Source organism: Streptomyces sp. NPDC058691, from assembly GCF_042714775.1.
Lineage (GTDB): Bacteria > Actinomycetota > Actinomycetes > Streptomycetales > Streptomycetaceae > Actinacidiphila.
Map to the genome: position 1 here is coordinate 96,603 of NZ_JBHXSO010000009.1, position 23,530 is coordinate 120,132.

At 73.5% G+C, this 23,530-nt stretch carries 25 protein-coding genes; 14 read left to right on the forward strand and 11 right to left on the reverse strand.

From position 1 onward, the window contains the following. The 3 genes from ACFWVC_RS08985 to ACFWVC_RS08995 all read right to left on the reverse strand — a co-directional run. Positions 1-235: hypothetical protein (locus ACFWVC_RS08985; protein ID WP_384280714.1), on the reverse strand; the 235-nt coding region annotated here is incomplete at its 3' end. Positions 236-493: 258 nt separating this feature from the next. Next, positions 494-976 (reverse strand): hypothetical protein, encoded by a 483-nt coding sequence (locus tag ACFWVC_RS08990; RefSeq protein WP_384280716.1) that lies wholly within the window; start codon positions 974-976, stop codon positions 494-496. Positions 977-1,069: 93 nt separating this feature from the next. Further along, a complete protein-coding gene (locus tag ACFWVC_RS08995) occupies positions 1,070-3,136 on the reverse strand; it encodes a putative Ig domain-containing protein (protein ID WP_384280718.1) in 2,067 nt (688 codons plus the stop codon). Positions 3,137-3,527: 391 nt separating this feature from the next. Here ACFWVC_RS08995 and ACFWVC_RS09000 point away from each other — a divergent pair, with 391 nt between their 5' ends. From ACFWVC_RS09000 to tsaA, 10 genes are all read left to right on the forward strand, one after another. Next, positions 3,528-4,331, forward strand: coding sequence for a MerR family transcriptional regulator (locus ACFWVC_RS09000; RefSeq protein WP_384280721.1), 804 nt, complete (start codon positions 3,528-3,530; stop codon positions 4,329-4,331). Further along, positions 4,328-5,203: a hypothetical protein gene (locus tag ACFWVC_RS09005; RefSeq protein ID WP_384280726.1), complete on the forward strand. Its 876-nt coding sequence runs from the start codon at positions 4,328-4,330 to the stop codon at positions 5,201-5,203. Before ACFWVC_RS09000 ends, ACFWVC_RS09005 begins: the two co-directional genes overlap by 4 nt. A gap of 105 nt (positions 5,204-5,308) precedes the next feature. Next, positions 5,309-6,127 carry a putative protein N(5)-glutamine methyltransferase gene (locus tag ACFWVC_RS09010; RefSeq protein WP_384280730.1) on the forward strand — a complete coding sequence of 273 codons (819 nt, stop codon included), beginning with the start codon at positions 5,309-5,311 and terminating at the stop codon, positions 6,125-6,127. Positions 6,128-6,815: 688 nt separating this feature from the next. Beyond that, the gene (locus ACFWVC_RS09015; RefSeq protein WP_384280735.1) at positions 6,816-7,280 is read left to right on the forward strand and encodes a transglycosylase SLT domain-containing protein; all 465 of its coding nucleotides are present in this window, start codon (positions 6,816-6,818) and stop codon (positions 7,278-7,280) included. Positions 7,281-7,459: 179 nt separating this feature from the next. Next, complete coding sequence (locus ACFWVC_RS09020) at positions 7,460-7,900, forward strand: GntR family transcriptional regulator (protein ID WP_384280741.1); 441 nt, start codon at positions 7,460-7,462, stop codon at positions 7,898-7,900. Between the two features lie 8 nt (positions 7,901-7,908). Then, positions 7,909-8,832: an ATP-binding cassette domain-containing protein gene (locus tag ACFWVC_RS09025; RefSeq protein WP_384280745.1), complete on the forward strand. Its 924-nt coding sequence runs from the start codon at positions 7,909-7,911 to the stop codon at positions 8,830-8,832. After that, the gene (locus tag ACFWVC_RS09030; protein ID WP_384280749.1) at positions 8,829-9,833 is read left to right on the forward strand and encodes an ABC transporter permease subunit; all 1,005 of its coding nucleotides are present in this window, start codon (positions 8,829-8,831) and stop codon (positions 9,831-9,833) included. Before ACFWVC_RS09025 ends, ACFWVC_RS09030 begins: the two co-directional genes overlap by 4 nt. Before the next feature lie 119 nt (positions 9,834-9,952). Then, positions 9,953-10,744, forward strand: a complete 792-nt coding sequence (locus tag ACFWVC_RS09035) for a maleylpyruvate isomerase family mycothiol-dependent enzyme (protein WP_384280751.1) — start codon at positions 9,953-9,955, stop codon at positions 10,742-10,744. Between the two features lie 58 nt (positions 10,745-10,802). Then, positions 10,803-11,504: a Clp protease N-terminal domain-containing protein gene (locus ACFWVC_RS09040; protein WP_384280756.1), complete on the forward strand. Its 702-nt coding sequence runs from the start codon at positions 10,803-10,805 to the stop codon at positions 11,502-11,504. Continuing rightward, complete coding sequence (gene tsaA, locus ACFWVC_RS09045) at positions 11,501-11,938, forward strand: tRNA (N6-threonylcarbamoyladenosine(37)-N6)-methyltransferase TrmO (protein ID WP_384280758.1); 438 nt, start codon at positions 11,501-11,503, stop codon at positions 11,936-11,938. Before ACFWVC_RS09040 ends, tsaA begins: the two co-directional genes overlap by 4 nt. A gap of 63 nt (positions 11,939-12,001) precedes the next feature. On the opposite strand, the gene ACFWVC_RS09050 is transcribed toward tsaA, so the two are convergent. Continuing rightward, complete coding sequence (locus ACFWVC_RS09050; protein WP_384280759.1) at positions 12,002-12,859, reverse strand: class II glutamine amidotransferase; 858 nt, start codon at positions 12,857-12,859, stop codon at positions 12,002-12,004. A gap of 120 nt (positions 12,860-12,979) precedes the next feature. After that, positions 12,980-13,396, reverse strand: coding sequence for a hypothetical protein (locus ACFWVC_RS09055; RefSeq protein ID WP_384280761.1), 417 nt, complete (start codon positions 13,394-13,396; stop codon positions 12,980-12,982). A 78-nt stretch (positions 13,397-13,474) separates the two neighbouring features. Between ACFWVC_RS09055 and ACFWVC_RS09060 the strand changes: the two genes are divergently transcribed. Both ACFWVC_RS09060 and ACFWVC_RS09065 read left to right on the forward strand, forming a co-directional pair. Next, on the forward strand, positions 13,475-14,434 hold the full coding sequence (locus ACFWVC_RS09060) for a LysR substrate-binding domain-containing protein (RefSeq protein ID WP_384280763.1): 960 nt from the start codon (positions 13,475-13,477) through the stop codon (positions 14,432-14,434). A 115-nt stretch (positions 14,435-14,549) separates the two neighbouring features. After that, positions 14,550-15,728, forward strand: coding sequence for an NAD-dependent formate dehydrogenase (locus tag ACFWVC_RS09065; RefSeq protein ID WP_384280765.1), 1,179 nt, complete (start codon positions 14,550-14,552; stop codon positions 15,726-15,728). Between the two features lie 60 nt (positions 15,729-15,788). Here the strand turns inward: ACFWVC_RS09065 and ACFWVC_RS09070 are convergent, their stop codons facing one another. The 5 genes from ACFWVC_RS09070 to ACFWVC_RS09090 all read right to left on the reverse strand — a co-directional run bounded on the left by ACFWVC_RS09070 (position 15,789) and on the right by ACFWVC_RS09090 (position 19,896). Continuing rightward, on the reverse strand, positions 15,789-16,187 hold the full coding sequence (locus ACFWVC_RS09070) for a molybdopterin-binding protein (protein WP_384280767.1): 399 nt from the start codon (positions 16,185-16,187) through the stop codon (positions 15,789-15,791). Between the two features lie 83 nt (positions 16,188-16,270). Then, positions 16,271-17,467 (reverse strand): ABC transporter permease, encoded by a 1,197-nt coding sequence (locus ACFWVC_RS09075; protein WP_384280769.1) that lies wholly within the window; start codon positions 17,465-17,467, stop codon positions 16,271-16,273. Then, a complete protein-coding gene (locus tag ACFWVC_RS09080; protein WP_384280771.1) occupies positions 17,464-18,174 on the reverse strand; it encodes an ABC transporter ATP-binding protein in 711 nt (236 codons plus the stop codon). The genes ACFWVC_RS09075 and ACFWVC_RS09080 overlap by 4 nt, the downstream gene beginning before the upstream one ends. Further along, positions 18,171-19,304 (reverse strand): hypothetical protein, encoded by a 1,134-nt coding sequence (locus ACFWVC_RS09085; RefSeq protein WP_384280773.1) that lies wholly within the window; start codon positions 19,302-19,304, stop codon positions 18,171-18,173. The genes ACFWVC_RS09080 and ACFWVC_RS09085 overlap by 4 nt, the downstream gene beginning before the upstream one ends. Beyond that, positions 19,288-19,896 (reverse strand): hypothetical protein, encoded by a 609-nt coding sequence (locus tag ACFWVC_RS09090; RefSeq protein WP_384280775.1) that lies wholly within the window; start codon positions 19,894-19,896, stop codon positions 19,288-19,290. The genes ACFWVC_RS09085 and ACFWVC_RS09090 overlap by 17 nt, the downstream gene beginning before the upstream one ends. Before the next feature lie 123 nt (positions 19,897-20,019). Between ACFWVC_RS09090 and ACFWVC_RS09095 the strand changes: the two genes are divergently transcribed. Continuing rightward, positions 20,020-20,718 (forward strand): response regulator transcription factor, encoded by a 699-nt coding sequence (locus tag ACFWVC_RS09095; protein ID WP_384280777.1) that lies wholly within the window; start codon positions 20,020-20,022, stop codon positions 20,716-20,718. After that, complete coding sequence (locus tag ACFWVC_RS09100) at positions 20,715-22,595, forward strand: sensor histidine kinase (protein WP_384280779.1); 1,881 nt, start codon at positions 20,715-20,717, stop codon at positions 22,593-22,595. Before ACFWVC_RS09095 ends, ACFWVC_RS09100 begins: the two co-directional genes overlap by 4 nt. Here the strand turns inward: ACFWVC_RS09100 and ACFWVC_RS09105 are convergent. Next, on the reverse strand, positions 22,534-23,499 hold the full coding sequence (locus ACFWVC_RS09105; protein ID WP_384280781.1) for a DUF1152 domain-containing protein: 966 nt from the start codon (positions 23,497-23,499) through the stop codon (positions 22,534-22,536). The genes ACFWVC_RS09100 and ACFWVC_RS09105 overlap by 62 nt on opposite strands. Between the last annotated feature and the right edge of the window lie 31 nt (positions 23,500-23,530).

Below are 23,530 nucleotides of genomic sequence, written 5' to 3' on the forward strand. Positions count from 1 at the left end.
TCGAGCCGAGGGTGCCGGTGACGGTGACCTCGGTGCCGGGGAGGGCGGTGGCCGGGGCGTTCACCGTGAGAGTGGTGGCGGCGAGGGCCTGGTCCTCCAGGCTGAACGAGGTCACCGGCGGGACGGCGGTCCCGCCGTCGGTGGCGGCAGCCGGCGTGGCCGTGACACCGAGCAGGGATGCGGTGGCGAGCAGGACGGACAGAGCCGTCCCGCTGGCGATGTGGCGGGTGCGCAAGCTGGTTCCCCCCAGGCAGGCGTGGAATCCGGAAGTCTTCCGGCGAGGTGTGGGTGCGCCGCGGGGCGCGGGCGTCCGTGAAGGTGCTCCGGCGCGCCGTCGTCGGCGGCAAGGGGAAACGCTACGTCATGCTTATGACAGCGAGCCACCGCATATGGCGCCCATGCCGATCCGTTACCACGGCTTCGTCGGGCGCTGGCCGTACTGTGCCCGATTCGATGCAGGGATACGTACAACCATTGTGCGGGGCAGGCGTGTTCAGCCCTGTGCGACCCGTACGGTGACGGTCCATTCCCGCAACCCGAGGCAGGCCACCTGGTCCGGGGCGGTGGGCTGGGCGCACAGCGGCTGGGTGGCGGTGAGGCGGGCCGTGCCGGGGGCGATGGCCTGGTAGGCGGCGAGGGTGTCGCCGCGGGGGGCGCCGATGCCCGCGTTGCCGGCCCGCAGGGCGCCGCCCTTGAGCGTGACGGGGGACCAGGGGCGGTCGGCGCTGCCGTCGAGCGTGACGCGGACCGTGGCGCCGGTGCCCACGCAGAGGGTGCGGCCGGTGTCGGCGGCGGTGAGGTCGAGCCGGGTGGGGCACGGCTTCACGCCGGTGGCCGGGCCGCCGCCCGGCCGGTCGCCGCCGCCGCTGCCGCAGGCGGTGAGCACGAGTGCCGCGACGGCCGCCGCGGCGATGACAGTCGGTCGGTGCGGTCGGTGCGGTCGGTGCGGTCGGTGCGGTCGGTGCGGTCGGTGCATGGGTGAGCCTCCTTTTCACTGTGACGTGTCCCGGACGTAAAAGGGTCCCGGCCGCCTCACGGCGACCGGGACCCCACGCGCGGAGGAAGGGGCTCAGCCCGTGGTCAGGGCGGTGTCGTCGATCACGAAACTCGTCTGCAGGGAGGAGTCCTCGGTGCCGCCGAACTTCAGGGCGACGGTGGAGCCCGCGAAGGAGGACAGGTCGAAGCTCTTCTGGACGTATCCGGTGGCCTTGTTGAGGTTGGAGTACGTGGCCAGGGTGGTGGACCCGGCCGTGACGGTGAGCTTGTCGTAGGCCGAGGTCGTGGTGGTCTCGGCGGTGTCGATGTGCAGCCAGAAGGTGAGGGTGGCCCGGCAGCCGCTCGGGACGGTCACCGACTGGGAGAGCGTGTCGGTGTGCGTGGAGCCGTAGCCGTCCAGCCATGCCTTGTACGAGCCGCCGTGCGCGGCCTCGCCGGTGTCACTGGTGATGACACCGCTGGAGGCGGTCCAGCTGGTGGCGCCGGACTCGAAGCCGGGGTTGGCCAGCAGCTGGGAGGCCGTGCAGGTGCCGCCGCCGGCCGGCGTGATCGTCCAGCCGAAGGAGGCCGAGCCGGAGGCGCCGGTGGAGTCGGCGGCGGTGACGGTGGTCTGGTAGGTGCCGGCGGCGGTCGGGGTGCCGGAGATCAGGCCGGTCGAGGCGTTGACGGACAGCCCGGCGGGCAGGCCGCTCGCGCTGTAGGTGAGCGCGGCGCCCGCGCTGTCGGTGGCCGAGATCTGCAGGCTGCGGGCGGTGCCGACGGTGCCGCTCTGGCTGCCCGGGTTGGTGACGGTGACCGTGTTGCCGCTGCTGGTGCCGTTCTTGAAGGCGGTGACGCCGTTCGGGGTGCCGAGGCCGGTCGGGCCGTCGTAGCCGGCCTTGGCGGTGCACAGGTAGGAGCTGGAGCAGCTGCCGTTGGCGCCGGTCGTCACGTCGTAGAGGTTGGCGGTGTGGGCGTAGGGGTACGACGCCGGGTTGCTGCCCGCGGCCGGGGCGCCGCCCAGGGCGTACACGCCCGCGATGAGCGGGGAGGAGGCGCTGGTGCCGCCGTAGACCGCCCAGCCGGAGCCGCCGTAGGTGTCGTACACCGCGACACCGGTGGCGGGGTCGGCCACCGCGGAGACGTCGGCGACGGTGCGCTTGGCGCAGCCGGTGTCGGTCTGCCAGGTGGGCTTGGTGTCGTACGCGGAGCAGCCCGAGCCGGTGCCGTCGCCGCCCGAGGTGGTGCCCCAGACCTTCTCGGTCCAGCCGCGGGTGGTCGACGACGTGCTCAGCGAGGTGCCGCCGACGGCGGTCACGTAGCGGGAGGCCGCCGGGTACTCGGCGCCGTAGCCGGAGTCGCCGGCGGAGACGGTGATGGCGACGCCCGGGTGGTTGAAGTAGGCGCTGTCGTACGACGGGTCGGCCGACTCCTCGTCGCCACCGTAGCTGTTGGAGACGAACTTCGCGCCGAGCGCGACGGCCTCGTTCACGGCCGCGCCGAGGTCCTCCATGCTCGCGGAGTCCGCCTCGACCAGCAGGATGTTGCAGCTCGGGCAGGCGGCGCTGACCATGTCGAGGTCGAGGGCTATCTCACCCGCCCAACCGCTGTCGGGGCTGGGCAGGTTGGTGGTGCTGCCGGTCTGGCCGACCTTCTTGAAGCAGCCGTTGGCGGTCGTGCAGGCCGACAGCCCGTACTGGGAGCGGTAGGTGGACAGGTCGGTGGCGGCGTTGGGGTCGTCGTAGGCGTCGACGATGGCCACGGTGAGGCCGGCGCCGCCGGTCGACGGCAGGTTGTAGGCGCTGTGCAGGTTGGCCGGGCCCAGGCCGGACGGGGTGGCCTGGGGCGACAGCGTGTCGTCGCGCTTCATCGCGATGTCGGTACGGCGCTGGGCGAGGCAGCTGACGTGGCCGGCCGCGGGGGCGGCGCACAGGTGCTTCGTCGGCACGTGGGAGCCCGCCGTGCCGGTGGAGTGCACCGCCTGGGCCTGCGGGGACTGGAGGGCCCGGGCGTTCTGGACGTCGCGGGCCGAGCTGTGGGGGGTGTGGGGCGCGGCGGCCTGGGCCGCGGGACCCGCGGCCAGCAGGCCGCTGACGGCCAGGGCGAGCGCGGGCAGGGCCGCGGCGACCGATCGTCTCAGTCGGTGCGTGGAGAGGTGCACGAGGTGCCTCCGTCGAGTGCCGGGAGTGGGGGTGTCACGGCGCGGTGCGGGTGGCGCGGGTGGCGCGGGTCCTGGGCAGCCGTCGAGATGCGATGTCGAGTGCGGTCATGCGCATGTCATATCGACACGCGTAGACCGCCCCTGTGCTGCGGCTGCGTACGGGTGATGACGGGTGACCCGCCGAAGCTATTGCAGGTCCGCCGTCGCCGGACAGCGGGGGAGAAAGATCTTTACCGCTGCTTGAGGGGCGTTTGCCCGGACCGAGACGGGAACCCTACGGAAATCGGGTCGCCCGTCCACCGGCCCGGTTTCCGTAGGGTTTCCCCTGTACGCCCCGCTGTGGCCGCGCCGGCCTTGACCTTGCCGCAACGTCAAGGTCTCTACTGGCCCCATGCGCATCGGAGAACTCGCCGCCCTCGCCGGGGTCAGCACCCGCACGGTCCGGCACTACCACCGCATCGGGCTGCTGCCCGAACCCGCACGCCGCGTCAACGGTTACCGCGACTACGGGCTGCGCGACGCCGTCGAGCTCGCCCGCGTCCGGCGGCTGGCCGAACTCGGCCTCGGCCTGGAGGAGATCGGGGACGTGCTCGCCGACGACGCCGGCAAGGACCTGGCGGAGGTCCTCGCCGAACTCGACGCCGACCTCGCCCGCCAGGAGGAGGCCATCCGCGACCGCCGCGCGCGCCTGGCGGAACTGCTGCGCCAGGCCGGCACCGGCGGGCTGCCCGCGGAGGGGCCCGTCTCCCCCGAACTCGCCGCGCTCTTCGCCGACATGGCCCGCGTCACCGCGGACCTGCCCGGACCCGAACCCGCGATGGCGGCCAGGGAACGCGAACTGCTCGCCCTTCTCGAAACGGCGGCCACCCCGCAGACCCGGGGCTGGCTGACCGGCCTGCTGCGCTCCATGGACACCGGCCCCGACGCGATGCGCCGCGCGTACGCGGTCTACGCGCTGATGGACGAACTGGCCGGGGCCCCCGTCGACGACCCCCGGGTCGGCGAGGCCGCGCGGGCCATCGCCGACGCCGTACCGGACGAGATCGTCGCCGCGATGGCCGGCACCGGCGAGGACGACGTGGTGGAGGCCGCCGGGCAGGACGGCTTCGTCGCCGCGTTCCTCGACGACCACGCCCCCGCCCAGGCCGAGGCCGTACGGCAGGCGATCCGGCTGATGCGGGAGCGTGCCCGATGAGGCGCGCTCGGGGCTGGGCACTGGGCCTGCTGCTCTGCGCCGAGGCCGTGCTCGCCGCATGCCTGCTGGCCGGGGTGCCGGTGCCGCCGCCGGTGCTCCGGGGCACGGAGCTCTGCCTGGCCGCTGTGGCCGTGTGGCGGCTGCCGCGCCTGGTGCGGGCCCACCGCGCGGCGCGGCGTCGGGGTCTGTCGCGCCGGGCGGCGCTGCGGACGGCCGTACGGGACGCGGTGCCGGTGCCCGTGCGACGGCTGGTGCGCCATGAACTGGCCCTGGCGGCAAGCCTGCTGCGCTGGATCGCGCGGCGGCCGCGGCACGGCGTGGGCAAGGGCGCGACCCCGGTCCCGTACACCGGGGCGCAGACGGCGACCGTCTACGGCATGCTCTTCGTCTCCGTCGTCGAGACCGTGCTGCTGGCGCTGGTCATCCCCTGGCCCGCCGTGCACGCCGTCACGCTCGTCCTCGACCTGTGGGGCTGCTTCTTCGTCCTGGCGCTGCACGCGGCCTGCGTGGTCCGCCCGCACGTCGTCGAGGCGGACGGCTCGCTGCGCGTGCGGTACGGCGCGCTCGTCGACATCCGCGTGCCCGCCGGGCACATAGCGGCGGCGCGTGTCGACCGGCGCTTCCCCGACGGACGGCTGGTGACGCTCACCGAGGACGGCGCGGCCGACCTGATCGTCGGCGGGCAGACCACCGTGACCGTCGAGCTGACCGAACCGGTCACCTTCCTGCGCCCGCTGGGCGCCCCCGCCCGGGCCCGCGTGCTGCGCTTCCACGCCGACGACCCCCGGGCGGCCGTCGCCGCCCTGGGGTGTGCGGGGCGCGGCGGCTCGGGTAACGTGGCCGCGCCAGCAGTGGACGGACCGAGGAGGTGAGACCCATTACCGCCATGTCAGGTTGGGTGCTCCCCTCGTACGGCCCCGCTGCCATCCCGGCGTAGGAGACCGCGAGAGCGCCCTTCGGCATCCCGAAAGGCCCTCATGCCCGCATTGCCTCCTCTTTCCGAACCCGAACCCGTCTTGCCTGACCGGCAGGCAGTCGTCGCCGCGCTGCGCGCCGCCGGCTGCGTCTTCGCCGAGGACGAGGCGCGGCTGCTCCTTTCCTCGGCCGGGACCCCCGCCGAACTCGCCGTCATGGTCGAGCGCCGCGCGGCCGGCCTCCCCCTCGAACAGGTCCTTGGCTGGGCCGAGTTCCGCGGCCTGCGCATCGCCGTCGACCCCGGTGTCTTCGTGCCGCGGCGCCGTACCGAGTTCCTCGCCGGCGAGGCGGCCCGCCTGGCCCGCGCCGGCGCGGTCGTCGTCGACCTGTGCTGCGGCTCGGGCGCGGTGGGCGCCGCGCTGGCCGCCGAGGTGGAACGGCCGCTGCTGTACGCCGTCGACATCGACCCCGCCGCGGTCGCCTGCGCCCGGCGGAACCTCGCCGCCGCGGGGGGCGTCGTGCGCGAGGGCGATCTCTACGAGCCGTTGCCCGCGGAACTGCGCGGCCGCGTCGACGTGCTGGTCGCCAACGCCCCGTACGTCCCGACCGACGCGGTCGGCCTCCTGCCCGCCGAGGCCCGCGACCACGAACCGCGTACCGCCCTCGACGGCGGCCACGACGGCCTCGACATCCTCCGCCGGGTCACCGCTCGCGCCCCCGACTGGCTGGCCCCGGGCGGCCACCTCCTCTTCGAGACCGGGGAGCGGCAGGCCGCGGCCGCGGTCGACGCCGTCACCCGGGCCGGTCTCCGTGCGCGCGTCGCGGCATCCGCGGAATTGCACGCCACCGTGGTCGTCGGCACCGCGACCCCGTTCTCGTAAGGGTCCGCGGAGAAAAGTCCTCGCCGGAATGGGACCAAGGTCCCGCCGGTGCGATGGCGAAAGGCCCGGCCGCCGTGAGGCGGAAAGTAATAAAGCGGGAATGCGCGAAAGGGAGAAAGTCCCGGCACCCGGAGTGGAAAGTCCTCGCGCCTCGGGTGGAAAGTCGGGCCCGCACGGAAAGGGAAATCCGGCGCTCTCTCCGCCCGGGTCCCGCGCTTCCCCTTTCCGCCGCGCCCGCGCGGGCACGGGTGCGCGCGTGAGGGGGCGCCCCGCAGGGTCGTCGTCCGGCTGCGTCAAGGCCCGGACGGCGGCCCTCGGCGCGTTCGCCCACGTCCACGAGGGGGTGACGGCCCCCGTTCGTGCGCCACCCGCCTCCGAGCGTGACCACGCAGCGCAATCGTGCGGGAGCGCAGCGCAACATGGGCCGGAAATTCGTGACCGGGGCCACGTGGCGCCGGTCACGCGATGGGGGGTTTGTGGGGGTTTGCGTGTGACGTGGCAGATATGGCGTGCGCCACAATCCTGGCCGCTTAGTAGTCGCCGGCCCCGAATCCCCTTCCGGCGACTGGGCGGCGGGACTTTGGACCCGGAGGCGCCTACTAATCGCGGTAGTAATAGGGGGCATTGACCCCCGGTTGGAATTCGGCCAACAATTCATGGCGTACCCCACGGAAAAGGAACCAAACGAATGCAGATCTCCGCCATGACGAAGTTCGCCTCCGCCGCCAAGGCCAAGAAGATCTCCCTCGGCGTCGTCGCTGCCAGCGCCGCCGTCGTCGCCGGTGGTGTGGCGATGGCACCCACCGCTTCCGCCGCTACGACGTACTCCGGCTCCGGCTCCGTCAACGCCTGGATCAACCAGAGCCTGGAGATCATGCACAAGAACGGCATCCCGGGCACGTACAACGGCATCTACAAGAACCTGATGCGCGAGTCCTCCGGCAACCCCCAGGCCATCAACAACTGGGACAGCAACGCCGCCAAGGGCATCCCGTCGAAGGGCCTCATGCAGGTCATCGACCCGACGTTCAGGACGTACCACGTGTCCGGAACCTCGAACAACATCTACGACCCGGTCGCGAACATCACCGCCGCCTGCAACTACGCGGCGCACCGCTACGGTTCGATCGACAACGTCAACTCGGCCTACTGAGGTCGCGCGCCACAGCGCCCACAAGAAGTGCCCGTGAAGAGTGCCCCCGGCAGTGCCACTGCCGGGGGGCGCTCTTTTTTGCGTCCCCGGACCGGCTCCGGGTCCCTGCTTGACACCACCGAGGGCCTCGGAGCATCATCGTTCCACTAATCAAGTAGTGGAATGGTGGTGCTGGGAACGTGGAGTTCCGCATCGACCGGCGGAGCGGCGTCGCCGCCTACCAGCAGATCGTCCAGCAGACCAAGCAGGCGCTGCGGCTGGGCGTGCTGGTGCCGGGGGACCGGCTGCCGACCGCCAAAGAGGTCGCGGAGAGCAGCGCGGTCAACCCCAACACGACGCTGAAGGCCTATCGCGAGCTGGAGCGGGAGGGGCTCGTCGAGCCCCGGCCCGGACTGGGGACGTTCGTCCGCCGGTCGCTGGCCCGCCCGCAGGCCGGGCCGGACTCGCCGCTGCGTGGCGAGTTGGACGCGTGGATGCTCCGGGCGCAGGCCGCCGGCCTGGAGCGCGACGACGTGGTCGCCCTGGTCACGTCGGTGATGGAGCAGCGGTACGCCGGCCACTTGGCGACCGCCGCGGACACGGGAACGCACGGGAACACGGAAAGCGGGAAGCACGGATGAATGAGGGCATGGATCTTCCGGGACCCCCGGAGGAGTCCGCGATCGAGGCCTTCGGCGTCGGGAAGAAGTACCGGCGCGGCTGGGCGCTGCAGGACTGCTCCTTCCGGCTGCCGGCCGGCCGGATCTGCGGTCTGGTGGGGCCCAACGGAGCGGGCAAGACGACGATGATGAGCATCGCCGCCAATCTGCTGGCGCCGACCGAGGGCACGGTGCGGGTGTTCGGCGCGGCCCCGGAGTCGGCGGAGGCCGGCCGCCGGGTCGCCTTCCTCGCCCAGGAGAAGCCGCTGTACCGGCGCTTCACCGTGGCCGAGACGCTGCGTATGGGCCGCGAGCTGAACCCCGGCTGGGACCAGGCGGCCGCCGAAGGCATCGTGCGTTCCGGCAATGTGCCCCTCAACGCGCGGATCGGCACCCTCTCGGGCGGCCAGCGCACCCGTGTCGCCTTCGCCGTCGCGTTCGGCAAGCGCCCTGACCTGCTGCTGCTGGACGAGCCGCTGTCCGATCTCGACCCGCTCGTGCGCCACGAGATGATGAGCCTGCTGATGGCCGAGGTCGCCGAGCACGGCACGACCGTCCTCATGTCCTCGCACATGCTCGCCGAGCTGGGCAGCATCTGCGACTACCTCATGGTCATCGCCGGCGGTGGCCTCCGGCTCGCGGGCGACGTGGACGAGCTGCTGACCGCCCACACCCTGCTGACCGGTGTCGCCGACGGCGGGCCGGGTCTGCCGGCCGGCCTGGAGCGCCACACCCTCGTCGAGTCCCGGGTCAGCGGGCGGCAGTTCACCGCCCTCATACGCCCCGACGGTCCCGTCGGGGCCCCGTGGGAGACGGACACCCCGAACCTGGAGGAACTCCTGCTCGCCTACCTGCGCAACCCCGGGGCACCTGCGCTGATCAGCCCCACGGCCCGGGTGGCGGTGGCGGCATGAGCACCATGACCGATTCCACGACCCCCGTCGCCGCCCCGGCCGGGGGGACCCGGCGCCCGCATCTGAGCGGCATGACCTGGCTGGTGTGGCGGCAGCACCGGGCGGCGTACTGGACCCTGATCGCCCTGACCGTGGTCGGAGTGGCCGGTATCGCCTGGCGGCGGTCCGCCCTGACGGACTACCTCGCACAGTACGGCTGGCCCCACCTGAAGTCCGACGACTGGGCCCAGGGTTTCAACGCCTACTCCCAGCAACTGAGCCAGGCCGGTCTGGCCCTCAGTTTCATCCCCATCCTTCTCGCCGTCTTCGTCGGTGCCCCGCTGCTCGCCCCGGACCTGGAGAACGGCACCGCGAAGCTGATCGCCGCCCAGTCCGTGAGCCGGGTGCGGTGGATCGCCAACAAGCTCGTCATCACCGGGCTCCTCCTGGTGATCGGCACGACGCTGCTCTCGGTCGCGTACGCCTGGTGGTGGGAGCCGGCGAAGAGCCAGGCCGGCTGGACCGACAGCACCTACTTCGACACCACCGGTCCGGTGCCGGTGGCGCTGACCCTGTTCCTCGTCGCGGTGGGTGTCCTGATCGGCATGCTGCTGCGGCGCACGCTGACGGCGATGGTGGTGACCTTCTTCTTCGCGGTCTTCACGGAGGTCGTCTGGGGCATGACCCGGCTGCAGCTGGGCACCTCGGTCACCGTGTCCACCCACCACGCCGCGGGTCTGCCGGGCCAGTCTCCCGGGCTGCCGGCCGGCGCGTACGAGATCGACTCCAACTTCGTCACCGGCTCCGGCAAGCTGATGGGCTGGGGCACGTGCGCCAAGGAGGCGAACGAGAAGGCCGTCGAGGTCTGCCTGCGCAAGGCGGACGTGGTCGGCTGGTCGACGGAGTACCTGCCCATCTCGCAGCTGTCGCCGATGCAGTGGCTGGGCGCGGGCATCCTGTTCGCCCTCACCGCCGCCGTCGTCGCGGTCATCGTCCTGCGGGGCCGCAGGCGACTGGTCTGAGCCCGGCCCTTCCGCCCGCCTTCCGGACCCGGCCCACGCCCCTCACCAGGGGCGGGGCCGGGTCCGCGGCGCGTCACGGGTCTTTACAGACGTACCCGCCTCGGCCACTCTTCTCCTCCATGACGTCCGCCCCGCCGCAGGTCACCGCAGCCGTCCACGCCACCGCCGAGCGGATCGCCGAACTGCTCCGCCCCTGCGCGGACCCGTCCGTGCGCATCCCCGGGGCGCAGTGGACGGTGGGCGAGGCGGCGGCGCACCTGGTGATGGCCAACGAACTGATGGCGGAGCTCGCCGAGGGCCACGAGCGGCCCTACGGCGACGGCACGGCGGGCAGCCTCGCGGCCGCCAACGCGGCCTCGCTCCAGGCGTTCCCCGAGCGCGACCCGGCCGTACTGGCCGAGGGCATCGTGCGCCATGCCCGGGCGTTCACCGACGCGGCGGCCGGCCGCCCGGGGGAGCAGCCCGTGGTCACCCCGCTCGGGCCGATGGACCTGGCCACCCTCGGGTCGTACCTGGTGGCCCACATGCTCGGGCACGGCTGGGACATCGCCGCCGCGCTGCGCCGCCCGCACATGATCGACACGGCGGCCGTGGAGGCGACCGTGCCGTTCGTCATGGCCGCCATGCCCCGCGTCCTCAGCGCCGCGGCCGCCGGCCACACCGCCCGCTACGACCTGCGGGTCCGCGGCGGTTCGCGCTTCGCCGTCACCTTCACCGACGGCGCCGCGGAGGTCACGCCCGAGCTCCAGGGCCGCCCCGATGTGACGATCGTCGCCGAGCCCGTGACGTTCCTGCTCATCGCGCTCGGCCGCCGCACCGCCACGGGTGCCGTCGCCCGCGGCAAGATCCTCGCCTGGGGCCGCAAGCCGTGGCTCGCGCCGCGCTTCCCCTCGCTGTTCACCGCGCCCTGAGGCGCGAATCGTCAACTTCGGGTTGACGGTCTCGCATGCGTCAACCTAACGTTGACGCATGACGCAACCCATCCGGCTCGACGACCTCATCGAGGCCATCAAGAAGGCCCACCCCGACGCGCTCGACCAGCTCTCCGACGCGGTCCTCGCCGCGGAGCACCTCGGCGAGGTGGCCGACCACCTCATCGGCCACTTCGTCGACCAGGCCCGCCGCTCCGGCGCCTCCTGGACCGACATCGGCAAGAGCATGGGTGTCACCAAGCAGGCCGCCCAGAAGCGCTTCGTCCCCGACCTCGACCCCAGCCAGGGCTTCAGCCGCTTCACCCCCCGCGCGCGCAACACCGTCATGGCCGCCCACACCGAGGCCCGCACCGCGGGCAACGCCGAGGTCACCCCCGAGCACCTCGCCCTCGGCCTGCTCGCCGAGCCCGAGGGCATCGCCGCCCGCGTCTTCACCGCGCAGGGCCACGCCCTCCCCGCCGTCCGCGAACACCTCGCCGCCGCCCTGCCTCCCGCCGCCGGCCAGGTCCCCGAGGTCGTCCCCTACGACCTCCGCTCCCGCAAGGCCCTCGAACTCACCTTCCGCCAGGCCCTGCGCCTCGGCCACAACTACATCGGCACCGAGCACATCCTGCTCGCCCTCCTCGAACTCGAGGACGGCACCGGCCCCCTCACCTCCCTCGGCATCGACAAGTTCACGACGGAGACCGCCGTCACCGAGATGGTCGCCGCCGCGGCGGCCGCCCGCGGCGGGGAGTGACCGGGCCCGCGTCCGGCCGGGACGGGGCGGAGTACGTCCTGCGGCCCGTCGGGCGGGTGGAGTCGTCGCTGAGGCACAGGCGGGACGCGCCGAAGCAGGCGGACGAGGGGGCGCCGGAGGCGTGGCTGGTGTTCGAGCCGGCGGTGGCGGAGGGGCTGCGCGGGCTGCGGGCCGGCATGGAGGTGCTGGTGCTCACCTGGCTGGACCGGGCGCGCCGGGACGTGCTGGAGGTGCGGCCGCGCGGCGAGCCGGACCGGCCGCTGACCGGGGTGTTCGGCACACGGTCGCCGGACCGGCCGAATCCGCTGGGGCTGCACCGCGTGGAGATCGCGGAGATCGAGGGCTTGCGCGTGCGGGTGCGCCGGCTGGAGGCGCTGGACGGCACGCCCGTGGTGGACGTCAAGCCCGTGCTCGGGCGGTTCGACGAGCGGTGACCAGGGGTCCCGGGCGGCGCCGCGACGGCGTCCGGGACCTCGTCGCGTACCCGGGGGTGTGCATCACACGGGGGCGGTGTCGCGCGGGTCGACGGGCAGCGGCGTGAAGGGCAGCAGCTCGTCGCGGCCCGGCTGCACGACGTTGTACGTGCTCTCGGGCATCTCGTGCCAGGCGTCCGGCAGGTCGCCCAGGGGTTCGGAGACCACCAGCCGGGTCGACGGGGAGACGTCCTGGAGCCACCAGAGGTCGGGGTGCAGCTCCTCCAGGGACTTCACGCGGCTGCTGTAGAACAGCGAGCGCGAACTGCCCTCGCTGGAGTAGCGGAACGCCCACAGCCGTTCGCCGTCGGTCACCGCCACGGTCATCTGCACCGGGAACTCCACCCCGTGCTCGTGGCCGACCCGTTCCACCAGGCCCACCATGCGGGCGACGGCGTTCGGCGCGTCCTGGTCCAGGCCGAGGCTGAGGGCGAGCAGGAACATCACCTCGGAGTCGGTGGACCCCTCCAGGCGTGAGAACAGCACGGGGTCGATGGCGAGCGACAGGTCGCGGCGCAGCCGGTGGAAGTCGGTGATCGCGCCGTTGTGCATCCACAGCCAGCGGCCCAGCCGGAAGGGGTGGCAGTTGGTCTGCTGGATCGCGCTGCCCGTGGAGGCCCGCACATGGGCGAAGAAGGTCGGCGAGGTGACGTGGTGCGCGATCTCCCGCAGATTGCGGTTGTTCCAGGCCGGGCCGGTGTCGCGGATGATCGCCGGTGTCTCCAGCCCGGGGGAGTACCAGCCGATGCCGAAGCCGTCGCCGTTGGTCGTCTCGACGCCCATGCGGGAGTGCAGGCTCTGGTCGATCAGAGAGTGCTGGGGCTTGTACAGAAGGTTGTCGAGCAGCATCGGCGTGCCCGTGTAGGCCAGCCACCGGCACATCAGCACCACCCTCTTCCCCGGGCGTCCCCTCGTTCTCCCCCTTCTACTTCTTTACCCCTCCTCGCGCCCCGCCGCAGGGCGAGACCCGGGGCGGGGCGGCCGCCCGGCAGGCCCGGCGGCTCATTCGGTGACGAGGCACTCGTCGTCCTTGGTCCCCGTGGGCGCGCACAGAGCGACGTCCCACTCCCCCTCGGCCCCGTCCTTCGGGCCGTCCAGGACGACGGCCGCCGTGGCGCGCGTGACGGCGTCGAAGCAGGTGGGGTTCTGCGCGACCGAGGTGGCAAGGATGCGTGTGCGGGCCGCCTCGAAGGAGTACCACCGGCTGGAGTCGATGCCGGAGTCCTCGTTCCCTTCGTGCTGTGCCTTACGCACCTGCGCGGTGAGCGTCGTGAACGCCTTGCGCGCGTCGGCGCAGGACGCCGTGCGCTCCTCGGCGGCGCTGTCCTGCGACGCCCCCAGCACGTAGCCGCCCGCGGCCAGTGCCACCGCCGCCACCCCCGCCGCGCCGCTGACCAGTGTGATCCGTGTTCTCCCCATGCCGCGGATGCTATGCCGCCGGTTCAGGAGCCGTCGCGGGGGGAGTCCTGGAGCCGCCGGATCCGTAGGCTCCGCGGCATGCTGCTTCGTCAACTGGAGTACCTGGTCGCGCTCGCCCGTGAACGGCACTTCGCGCGCGCCGCGGAGGCCTGCTACGTCTCGCAGCCCTCGCTGTCCGCGGCGATACGGAAACTGGAGCACGAGCTCGGGGTGCCGATCGTCATGCGCGGCCGCCGCTTCGAGGGCCTGACGCCCGAGGGCGAACGGGTGCTGGCCTGGGGGCACCGCATCCTGGCGGAGCGGGACGCGCTGCGGCAGGAACTGTCGGAGATGCGGGGCGGGTTGAGCGGCACGCTGCGGATGGGCGCGGTCCCCACCGCGCTGACCGCCGCGTCGCTGCTGACCACGCCGTTCTGCACGCGGCACCCGCGGGCGCGGGTGAGCCTGGAGTCGCTGTCCTCGGGGGACATCACGCGCCGGCTGGCCGACTTCGAGCTCGACGTGGCGATGACGTACCTGGATGACGACACCCTTGTCCACGTGCGGAAGTTCCCGCTGTACGAGGAGCGTTACGTCCTGCTGACGCCCGCGGACGGCGCGCCCGGTCCCGGTCCCGGACCCGGCCCCGGACCGGACCCGGCGCAGGAGGTGAGCTGGGCGCAGGTCGCGGCCCTGCCGCTGTGCCTGCTGTCGCCGCGGATGCGCAACCGGCGGATCATCGACGGCTGTTTCGCCGCCGAGGGCGTGACGGCGGTCCCGGCGGTGGAGTCGGACACGGTGGCGGGCCTGTACGCGCACCTGGTGGGCGGCCGCTGGTCGAGTGTCATCTCGCACGCATGGCTGCACATGTTCGGGGTGCCCGACGGCATGCGGGTGGTGCCGCTGCGGGGTCCGGCGCGGGGACCGCGGGTGGGGCTGGTCGTCGCGGACCACGAGCCGGGGTCGGTCCTCGGCGGGGCGCTGCTGGAGGTGGCCCGCGAGGCGGGCGTGCGGGACGCGCTGGACGAACTGCTGCGCAGCCACCTCGGACGGCGCTGAGCGCCGGTGATAGGCGCGGGCTATCCCGGCATAGCCACAATCGCTTTGACCTGCGGATTCTCCGGCGAGGATCGTGAAAGGCACCTTCCGGTAACGGTATTGAGGAGCCGCGATCATGGCCAAGGTGCTGTGCGTCCTGTACGACGACCCGACCGACGGATACCCGACCACGTACGCCCGCGACGACCTGCCCCGCATCGACCACTACCCCGGCGGCCAGACCACGCCCACCCCGCAGGACACCGACTTCACCCCGGGGCAGCTGCTCGGCAGCGTCACCGGCGAACTCGGCCTGCGCCGCTTCCTGGAGAGCCGCGGCCACACGCTGGTGGTCACCTCCGACAAGGACGGCGACGGGTCGGTCTTCGACCGCGAACTGCCGGACGCCGACGTCGTGATCTCGCAGCCCTTCTGGCCCGCCTACCTCACCCCCGAGCGGATCGCCGCCGCCAAGAACCTCAAGCTGGCGGTCACCGCGGGCATCGGCTCGGACCACGTGGACCTGGACGCGGCGATCGCGCACGGGGTGACTGTGGCCGAGGTGACGTACTGCAACAGCATCAGCGTCGCCGAGCACGTGGTGATGATGACGCTGTCCCTGGTGCGCAACTACCTGCCCTCCCACAAGGTCGTGCTGGACGGGGGCTGGAACATCGCCGACTGCGTGGCCCGCAGCTACGACCTGGAGGGCATGCACGTCGGCACGGTCGCGGCCGGCCGGATCGGGCTCGCGGTGCTGCGCCGGCTGGCGCCCTTCGACGTGAAGCTGCACTACACCGACCGGCACCGGCTCCCGGAGGAGACCGAGCGCGAGCTCGGCCTGACCTGGCACGCCGACACCGCCTCGATGGTGCCGCACTGCGACGTGGTCACCATCAACGCGCCGCTGCACCCGGAGACCGAGGGCCTGTTCGGGGACGAGCTGATCGGCACCATGAAGCGCGGCGCGTACCTGATCAACACCGCGCGGGCCCGGATCGCCGACCGGGACGCCATCGACCGGGCGCTGCGCAGCGGCCGGTTGGCCGGCTACGCGGGCGACGTCTGGTACCCGCAACCCGCCCCGGCCGACCACCCCTGGCGGACCATGCCGCACCACGGCATGACCCCGCACATCTCCGGCTCCTCGCTCTCGGCGCAGGCCCGTTACGCCGCCGGCACCCGGGAGATCCTGGAGTCCTGGCTGGACGGCAGGCCGATCCGCGACGAGTACCTGATCGTCGACGGCGGGGCGCTGGCCGGGACCGGCGCGCACTCGTACTCGACCTCCGCGTCGGCGGGCAGCGCGTCCTGAGAAGGGCCGGCGGGGGAACGGCCGGCGGAAGACGGGCCGGGGGGAGGCGGGCCGGCGGGGTCAGACCCGGTCGATGTGCACGCTGGTGGACTTCACGCGGGCGGTGGCCTCCATGCCGACCTCCAGGCCGAGTTCCTCCACGGCCTCCCGGGTGAGCAGGGAGACCAGCCGGTGCGGGCCGGCCTGGATCTCCACCTGGGCCGCGACGTCGCCGAGCTTCACGGCGATGACGATGCCGGGGAAGGCGTTGCGGACCGAGGTGTGCGACACCTCCTCCTCGCCGCCTCCCCCGGTGCGGGCGAGCTCCACCGAGAACGCGGCGAGGTCGCGGCCGTCGATGAGCCGGCGGCCGCCCTCGTCGCGGTGCGTGGTGACCCGGCCGGCGTCGGCCCACCGGCGCGCGGTGTCGGGGCTGACGCCGAGCAGCCGGGCTGCCTGGCCGATGGTGTAGGAGGGCATGTCGGATTCCTCTCGCCTCGGCCCGACGATATCCCGCCCCCCGCCCCGGGGGCGGGCTGTCGTCGCCCGCCCCCGGGGTCGCGTCACACCGCCGCCAGGGCCTCCGTCGGGGGCAGCCGCGAGGCGCGCACCGCGGGGTAGACGCCGGCGGCCGCGCCCACGACGACCGCGCCGAGCACGCCCGCGGCGAGCGCGAGCGGCGGCAGGACCGGCGGCCATGAACGGGAGAGCGCGTAGCCGGCCGTCGCCGCAGCGCCCAGTACGGTGCCGGTCAGCCCGCCCAGGACGGACAGGGCGACGGACTCCGTGAGGAACTGCCCGCGGATCTGGCGCCGGTTGGCGCCCAGGGCCCGGCGCAGTCCGATCTCCCGGCGCCGCTCCAGCACCGAGACCACCATGGTGTTGGCCACGCCGATCCCGCCGACCAGCAGGGCGACCCCTGCCAGACCCAGGAAGAGGGCCGAGAAGGTGTGCTGCGTGGCGCGCTTGGCGGCCAGCGCGTCCGAGGGGCGGCTGACCTGCACCAGGCCGGGCAGTTCGGGGTTGACGGCGGCGGGCAGCACGTCGCGCACCGCCTCGATGCGCGACTCGACCGCCTTCACGTAGATCACCGTCGGATGGCCGTCGAAGCCGAGCGTGGAGCGGGCCGCGTCCCAGCCGACCAGGACGGAGGTCTCCAGCTCGGGCGTCAGCGGCATCGGCCGGAGCACGCCGATCACGGTGAACGCGTGGCCGTCGATGGACACCAGCGGCTCGCTGCCCGGGACGATCCGGTCGAAGCCCAGCCGGGACGCGGCGCGGTGGCCCAGTACGGCGGTCGGGAAGCGCTCGGTGGCGGGGCTGAGGAACCGCCCCGACCGCACGCTGCCGCCGATCGTGCCCAGCAGGTCGGTCCTGGCGGCCAGGACGCTCATCCCGATCGAGTCGTTGGGATCGGCAAGGTCGGAACGCCGCACCGTCGCATGGGTGTTGGCGACCGCGGTCGCGCTGGTGACGGGACCGATGCGGGCGGCCATGGCGTCGGCGGCCTCGGGGAGCCGGGCCTCCGGTCCGCTGCCCGACGGCGGCGGCTGCGCGCGCAGCATGTTGGTGCCCAGCGCGGACAGTTCGTCCATCAGCGCCCGCTGGCTGGAGGCGGGGATGCCGGTGACCACGACGAGCGTCGCGATGCCGATCGCGATGCCCAGCGCGGACAGCGCGGCCCGGGTCCTGCGGGTGCGCAGGCCCAGCAGGCCGAGCCGCAGGACGTCCAGGGGGGCGAGTCTGATGCGCTGGTTCACGCGGGGCTCCCGGCGGGGGTGCGGGCGGTGTCGGAGGACACCCGGCCGTCGCGCAGCTCGACCCGGCGCGGCAGCCGGGCGGCGACGTCCCGGTCGTGGGTGATGACCGCGATGGTGGTGCCCTCCCGGTTGAGCGCGGTCAGCAGGTCCAGCACCGCCTGCCCGTTCCTGCTGTCCAGGGCCCCGGTCGGCTCGTCGGCGAGCACCAGCGCGGGCTCGTTGACCAGCGCGCGGGCGATGGCGACGCGCTGCCTTTCGCCGCCGGACAACTGGTGCGGCAGATGGCGGGTGCGGTGCGCCAGGCCCACCCGGGCCAGCGCCTCCTCGGCGCGCGGGCGCCGCAGCCGGCGCGGGACGCCCGCGTACAGCAGGCCGGTGGCGACGTTCTCCGTCGCGTCGAGGCCGTCGGTGAGGTGGAAGTGCTGGAAGACGAAGCCGAGCAGCCGGGCGCGCAGCGCGGACAGCCGGCCGTCGTCCAGCCCGGAGACGGCGTGCCCGGCGATCTCGACGGTGCCGGAGGTCGGCCGGTCCAGGGTGCCCATGATGTGCAGCAGCGTGGACTTGCCGGACCCCGACGGGCCGAGGATGGCCAGCAACTCCCCTTCCCCGACGGTGAGCGACACCCGGTCCAGGGCCGTGACGCCGCCGGGGTAGGCCTTGCTCACCTCGTGCACGAGGAGCACGGGCGCTGCGGGGGGCCGGCTCATGACGCCGTCACCACGGTCATGCCCTCGCTCACGCCCGGCCCGCTGATCTCGACCAGGCCGTCGGAGAACATCCCGGTCTCCACCGCGGCCAGCGCACCCCCGGGCCGCTGCACCGCGTACCCGCCCTCGCGGAGCGCGACGAGCGCGGTGACGGGCACGGTGAGGACGCCCTTGCGCTCGGTGCTGGTGAAGAGGACCTGCACGGAGGCTGAGTCCAGCGCCTTCACGTCCGCGGGCCGCAGCGGCGTGACGGTGACGGCGACCGTGGCGGGGCCGGTCTGCGCCTGCTGCTCGTCGGCGGAGCCGCCCTGGACCACGCGCGAGACCGCGGTGACCGTGGCGGGGATCCTCCGGTCGTCGGGCAGCGTGACGGTGACGGCCTGGCCGGTGCGGACACCGCCCACGTCGGTGGCGTCCACGGTGACCGACACCGACGTGGCCGTGGACGTGTACGTCAGCAGTTCCCCCGCGACGGGGTCCCCCAGTGCGGCGGTGACGGTGTTCACGCGCACCGGTCGCGGCAGGACCACGGCTTGGCCGGGCGTGAGCGTGCCGGTCGCCTTCTGCCCCGTGTCGCGCTGCCACCGCCGCAGCGCGTCGCTGAGGGCGGGCGTGAACTCGTCGCCCTGTGCCTCGTGACGGGACGAGCGGCCGGCGGCCGGCTCGCCGGTGTTGCCGGTGTCGTACCCCAGGGCTCGCAGGTTGCCGGCGAGCACGGTGACGTCGTGGCCGCGCAGCCCCGGCTTGTCCAGTGCCCGGAAGAACGGGGTGTCCCCGAGGAGGACGGGGACGGGACGGTCGTCCACCCAGTACAGGGGCTTGCCCCGGACCGTGGTGGCGCCCGGCGCGGGCAGCCGGGTCACGATGCCCGCGCCGCTGCCCTTGAGGGTGTGCGGCAGGCCGTAGCCGAGCGTGCCGGGCAGGGTGCGGCTGGTGGACAGGTCGGCCCTGGCCACCTTGGTGGTGTGGACGCGGACCGGCTGCTCGGGCGCCGCCTCGTGACTGCCGGACCGCGCGTTCCAGGCGACGGTGCCCGCGCCGGCCGTGCCGGCGGTCAGCAGCACCGCCAGGGCCACCGTGAGCCGGCGCCGGCGGCGGGCGGGAAGGCGGTGCTCAGCTGTTCTTGCCACCGAAAGCCTCCACCTTGCAGTGCAGATCCAGGTTCGCCGCCTTCTCCGGGCTCAGGGTGTTCTCGCCGGCGTACGTCCATCCGGTGTTGCCGGGCAGTGCCGTGACGTGCAGGCCCCCGTCGTTGAGGCACGCGACGTAGTCGCGGTAGTCCTCGTCGAAGTCCGGGTTGGTCTCGCGCTCGGTCTCGGGCGGCTGGAGGGGCATCTTCCCGGCACAGGCCTTCTCCGCGGCCTTGGCGGTGGGGCTGTTGTCGTTCTGGTCGACGGAGTAGGGGCCGCGCCCGAGGATCATCTTGTGCCCGTGCTCTTTCAGGCACTTCCAGTAGCCCTCCCAGTAGACCTGCGTCTCGGCGTCGGTCATGTCCAGGCGCAGCTGTGGCCGGCCCTGGTCGGGGTCCGTGGAAGGGGCCGCTGCGGTAGGGGAGGTGTCCCCGGCGGCGGGTGCGGACGCGGTCTGCAGCGAGGCGACGTCGTCCTTGCCGGCGGCGGTGTCACCGGCCGGGGAGGAGGAGCCGCCGCAGCCGGCCAGCAGCAGCACTGAGGCGAGGACGGCGGCGGCCCCCGCCGGGCGGGGGATGCGTGAACGGGTCATGCCGCCCCATCGTGGGCGGCGAATGTGGGGAACCTGTCAGGAAGCGTTCGCGGTCCCTTGGTCCCGTCCCGGAAGCGCTGCCGGCCACGGAAACGCGCCATTTGTCATACCTATACTCCCGGCATGAGCGCACGCATCCTGGTCGCCGAGGACGACATCAAGCAGGCCCAGCTGGTCCGCCTCTACCTGGAGCACGAGGGCCACACGGTGACCGTCGTCCACGACGGCCGGGCCGCGCTGGAGGAACTGCGCCGCGACCCGCCGCACCTGCTCGTCCTGGACGTGATGATGCCCAAGGTCGACGGGCTCGACGTCTGCCGCATCCTGCGCCGCGAGTCCGACCTGCCGGTGCTCATGCTGACCGCCCGCTGCACCGAGGACGACCTGCTGCTCGGCCTGGACCTGGGCGCCGACGACTACATGGCCAAGCCCTACAGCCCGCGCGAACTGGTCGCCCGGGTGAGGACCCTGCTGCGGCGGACCCGCCCCGCGCCCGCCGCGGCTCCCCGCCCGGACCCCGTGCTGACCGCGGCCGGCCTCGCCGTCGACCCGGTACGCCACGAGGTGAGCTGCGACGGCGCGCCGGTCGACTGCACTCCGGGGGAGTTCCGGCTGCTGGAGACGCTTGCCGAGCAGCCCGGCCGGGTCTTCACCCGCGAGCAGATACTGGCCCAACTGCACGGCACCGGCCGGTACTTCACCGTACGGACGGTGGACACCCACGTGATGAACCTGCGCCGCAAGATCGAGCCCGACCCCGCCCGCCCGGTCCGCCTGCTCACCGTCTACGGCGTGGGCTACAAGCTCGCGGGGGACGTGTGAGGCGGCCCGGCCTGCGCGGCAGCCTGGTCCTGCGGCTGCTCGTCCTGTCCGTGCTGATATCCGTCTGCTCGATCGCCGCGACCGCCTGGCTCGCGGTCCGCACCACCGCCCGGGCGATCCACCAGGAGCAGGGCCAGGCCTTCGCCGACGACGCGCGGATCTACGACGCGCTGCTGGGCCTCGCGGCGCGGCAGGGCGACTGGCGGGGGGCGCAGCCGCTGGTCGACCGGCTGGCCCGGGAGACCGGGCACCGTATCGCCCTCACCGACCAGAACCGCCGGCCGTTCGCCGACTCGGCCGACCCCGCGGACCCGGGCGATTCCGGCGGTTCGTCCGGCTCCCGCTCCGCGCCGCTGCCGGACCGGGCGTCGGCGACCGTGGACCCCCTCGCCGTGGACTCCGTCTTCGTGCCCGGCGCGGTCGACTCCGACCGCATCGACCCGCGCGCGGTCGGCCCGTTCCGGCTGCCCCGCGCGGAACGCGATCACCTGAGGGGCCTGGCCCAGCGGCAGGCGGCCTGCCTGCACGACGTCCTCGGCATCGACGCCACCGTCACCACCACGCCCAGCGGGCGGCCGCGGCTGCAGACCTACCCCGCCCCGCCGCCCGAAGGCTCCCGCTGCGAGGTGGCCGGCCTGGACCTGCCCACGGCCACCGAGGCCCGCGCGCTCGCCCGGCTCAACGCCCTGGCCGACACCTGCCTGGCCCGCCGGGACGCAGCGCCCGTCCACCTCGCCCTCGACCTGAGCTGGACGACCACCGGGTCCCGCTCCGCGACGGCACGGCACACGGAGGCGCAGTGCCTGGCCACCGCCCGTCGTGAGCAACTCACCCCCTACGTCGCCCCGCCCGCGCTGCTCTTCGTCGGCGCTCCCGACCCGGAGGCCGCCGTCCCCTCCTCCCCCTTCGACCTGTCCGAGCCCAACCGGGTGCGCATCGCCGGGGTCGTGGGGAGCGTCCTGCTGCTCACCGTCGCCGTCACCGTCGTCCTGGGCCTGCGACTCGTCCGGCCGCTGCGGGCGCTGACCGGGGCGGCCCGCCGGTTCAAGGACGGCGACGCCTCCGCGCGCGTGGCGGTCACCGGCCGCGACGAGATCAGCCGGCTCGCGGAGGTCTTCAACGACATGTCCCGGCGCCGGGCCGAACTGGAGCAACTGCGCACCGCCATGGTCGGCGACGTGGCCCATGAGCTGCGGACCCCGCTCAGCACCATCCGCGGCTGGCTGGAGGCCGCCGAGGACGGCATCGTCCCCGCCGACCGGGCGCTGATCTCCTCGCTGCTGGAGGAGGCGCTGCTGCTCCAGCACGTCGTCGACGACCTCCAGGACCTCGCAGCCGCCGACGCCGGCGAACTGCGGCTCCACAAGGGCCCGGTGGACCTCGCCGACCTGCTGCGCCAGGTCGCCGGCGCGCACCGCGGCCGCGCCGACAAGGCCGGGGTCGTCCTCGCCGTGGACACCGCGGACGATCTCGGCGACCTGCACGCCGACCCCGTCCGGCTGCGCCAGGCGGTCGGCAACCTGGTCTCCAACGCCGTCCGCCACACCCCGGCCGGCGGAACCGTCACCCTGCGCGGCCGGCGCACCGGGGACATCGCCGTCGTCGCGGTCGCCGACACCGGCACCGGCATCGGCCCCGAGGACCTGCCGCACGTCTTCGACCGCTTCTGGCGTGCCGAGAAGTCCCGCAGCCGCAGCACCGGCGGCAGCGGCCTCGGCCTCGCCATCGTCCGCAACCTCGCGCACGCCCACGGTGGCACGGTCACCGCCGAGAGCACCCGCGGCGCCGGCTCGGTCTTCACCCTGCGGCTGCCGGTCAGTGGGGAAACGTCCGGGGCGGCCGCTGCAGCGGCAGGCCGTCGCGGAACTCCTCGATGACCGAACTGATCTGCCGGGTGAGCTGCGTGCCCTCCAGCCGGTCGAGATAGAGGTTGCGGCGGGCCAGCCCCACGGCGTCCACGCAGAAGTACAGCGCCATCAGCGGATTGACGAACAACTCGCTGTGCCGGGTGCGCTCGGTGAACCGCACATTCCCGAACTCGCCCCGCACGGCGGCGGCTATGGAGCCGTTGACGATGCTCGGGTGGTCGGGTGTCGCGGCCTGCGCGTCGGCGACCGCGTCCAGGTAGAGCGCTCCCTCGCGGCTGTCGCGCGGCAGGGAGAACGCGCCGAGGTAGGCGCCGTCCCGCTCCAGGGCGGCCAGATTCTCCAGCACCAGCGCGTGGTTGACGCCGTGGTAGGCGTCCACCCCGAAGCCGAGGCACACCACGAGGCGCTCCGCCACGCCGGTCAGGCCGTGGACCGCGCCGAGGCTCGCCATGTCCTCCTCGGGGGTGCCGAGACCGTGCTCGTCGCCCCGCATCAGGATGTCGGTGCCGCCGTCGGCCAGCACGATCGCGTCGACGCCGCCCACGTGCGCGATCAGCGCCCGGTAGGCCGCGCGCAGCGGCTCCACGCCCGTCCGCTCCAGCGCGTACACCGTGGACGGCATCCCCCGCGCCTCCAGCCATCGCGCCAGGGTGCGTTCCGGGAAGTACGTGCCGCGCGCCACCGTGTCCGGGCGGATCGCGGCGACGCCCGGCTCCACCCACACCTCCGGGTCCAGGCCGTACAGGTCCGCGAACGACAGGTTGGCCAACGTCACCTGCTTGCCGGCCGCGCGCAGTGCCAGCGCGAGGGGGAGCCCCGCGTACACGTCGAATCCGCCGCCCGCTCCGGCCACGAGCACCCGCCGGGCGTCCCGCAGCCGGGTGAAGAGGGCCGGCTCGTCAAGGGAGAACACCGGGGGACGGTAACAGCCCTTCCGGCGCCGC

Bases quoted from the DNA above. Each gene is read 5' to 3' on its own strand.
- ACFWVC_RS09095 (WP_384280777.1), top strand. From the start codon at position 20,020: ATGAGCGCACGCATCCTGGTCGCCGAGGACGACATCAAGCAGGCCCAG.
- ACFWVC_RS09050 (WP_384280759.1), bottom strand. From the start codon at position 12,859: ATGTGCCGGTGGCTGGCCTACACGGGCACGCCGATGCTGCTCGACAAC.
- ACFWVC_RS09025 (WP_384280745.1), top strand. From the start codon at position 7,909: ATGGATCTTCCGGGACCCCCGGAGGAGTCCGCGATCGAGGCCTTCGGC.
- ACFWVC_RS09055 (WP_384280761.1), bottom strand. From the start codon at position 13,396: ATGGGGAGAACACGGATCACACTGGTCAGCGGCGCGGCGGGGGTGGCG.
- ACFWVC_RS08990 (WP_384280716.1), bottom strand. From the start codon at position 976: ATGCACCGACCGCACCGACCGCACCGACCGCACCGACCGCACCGACCG.
- ACFWVC_RS09010 (WP_384280730.1), top strand. From the start codon at position 5,309: ATGCCCGCATTGCCTCCTCTTTCCGAACCCGAACCCGTCTTGCCTGAC.
- ACFWVC_RS09000 (WP_384280721.1), top strand. From the start codon at position 3,528: ATGCGCATCGGAGAACTCGCCGCCCTCGCCGGGGTCAGCACCCGCACG.
- ACFWVC_RS09040 (WP_384280756.1), top strand. From the start codon at position 10,803: ATGACGCAACCCATCCGGCTCGACGACCTCATCGAGGCCATCAAGAAG.
- ACFWVC_RS09005 (WP_384280726.1), top strand. From the start codon at position 4,328: ATGAGGCGCGCTCGGGGCTGGGCACTGGGCCTGCTGCTCTGCGCCGAG.
- ACFWVC_RS09035 (WP_384280751.1), top strand. From the start codon at position 9,953: ATGACGTCCGCCCCGCCGCAGGTCACCGCAGCCGTCCACGCCACCGCC.
- ACFWVC_RS09080 (WP_384280771.1), bottom strand. From the start codon at position 18,174: ATGAGCCGGCCCCCCGCAGCGCCCGTGCTCCTCGTGCACGAGGTGAGC.
- ACFWVC_RS09070 (WP_384280767.1), bottom strand. From the start codon at position 16,187: ATGCCCTCCTACACCATCGGCCAGGCAGCCCGGCTGCTCGGCGTCAGC.
- ACFWVC_RS09015 (WP_384280735.1), top strand. From the start codon at position 6,816: ATGCAGATCTCCGCCATGACGAAGTTCGCCTCCGCCGCCAAGGCCAAG.
- ACFWVC_RS09090 (WP_384280775.1), bottom strand. From the start codon at position 19,896: ATGACCCGTTCACGCATCCCCCGCCCGGCGGGGGCCGCCGCCGTCCTC.
- ACFWVC_RS09030 (WP_384280749.1), top strand. From the start codon at position 8,829: ATGAGCACCATGACCGATTCCACGACCCCCGTCGCCGCCCCGGCCGGG.
- ACFWVC_RS09065 (WP_384280765.1), top strand. From the start codon at position 14,550: ATGGCCAAGGTGCTGTGCGTCCTGTACGACGACCCGACCGACGGATAC.
- ACFWVC_RS09060 (WP_384280763.1), top strand. From the start codon at position 13,475: ATGCTGCTTCGTCAACTGGAGTACCTGGTCGCGCTCGCCCGTGAACGG.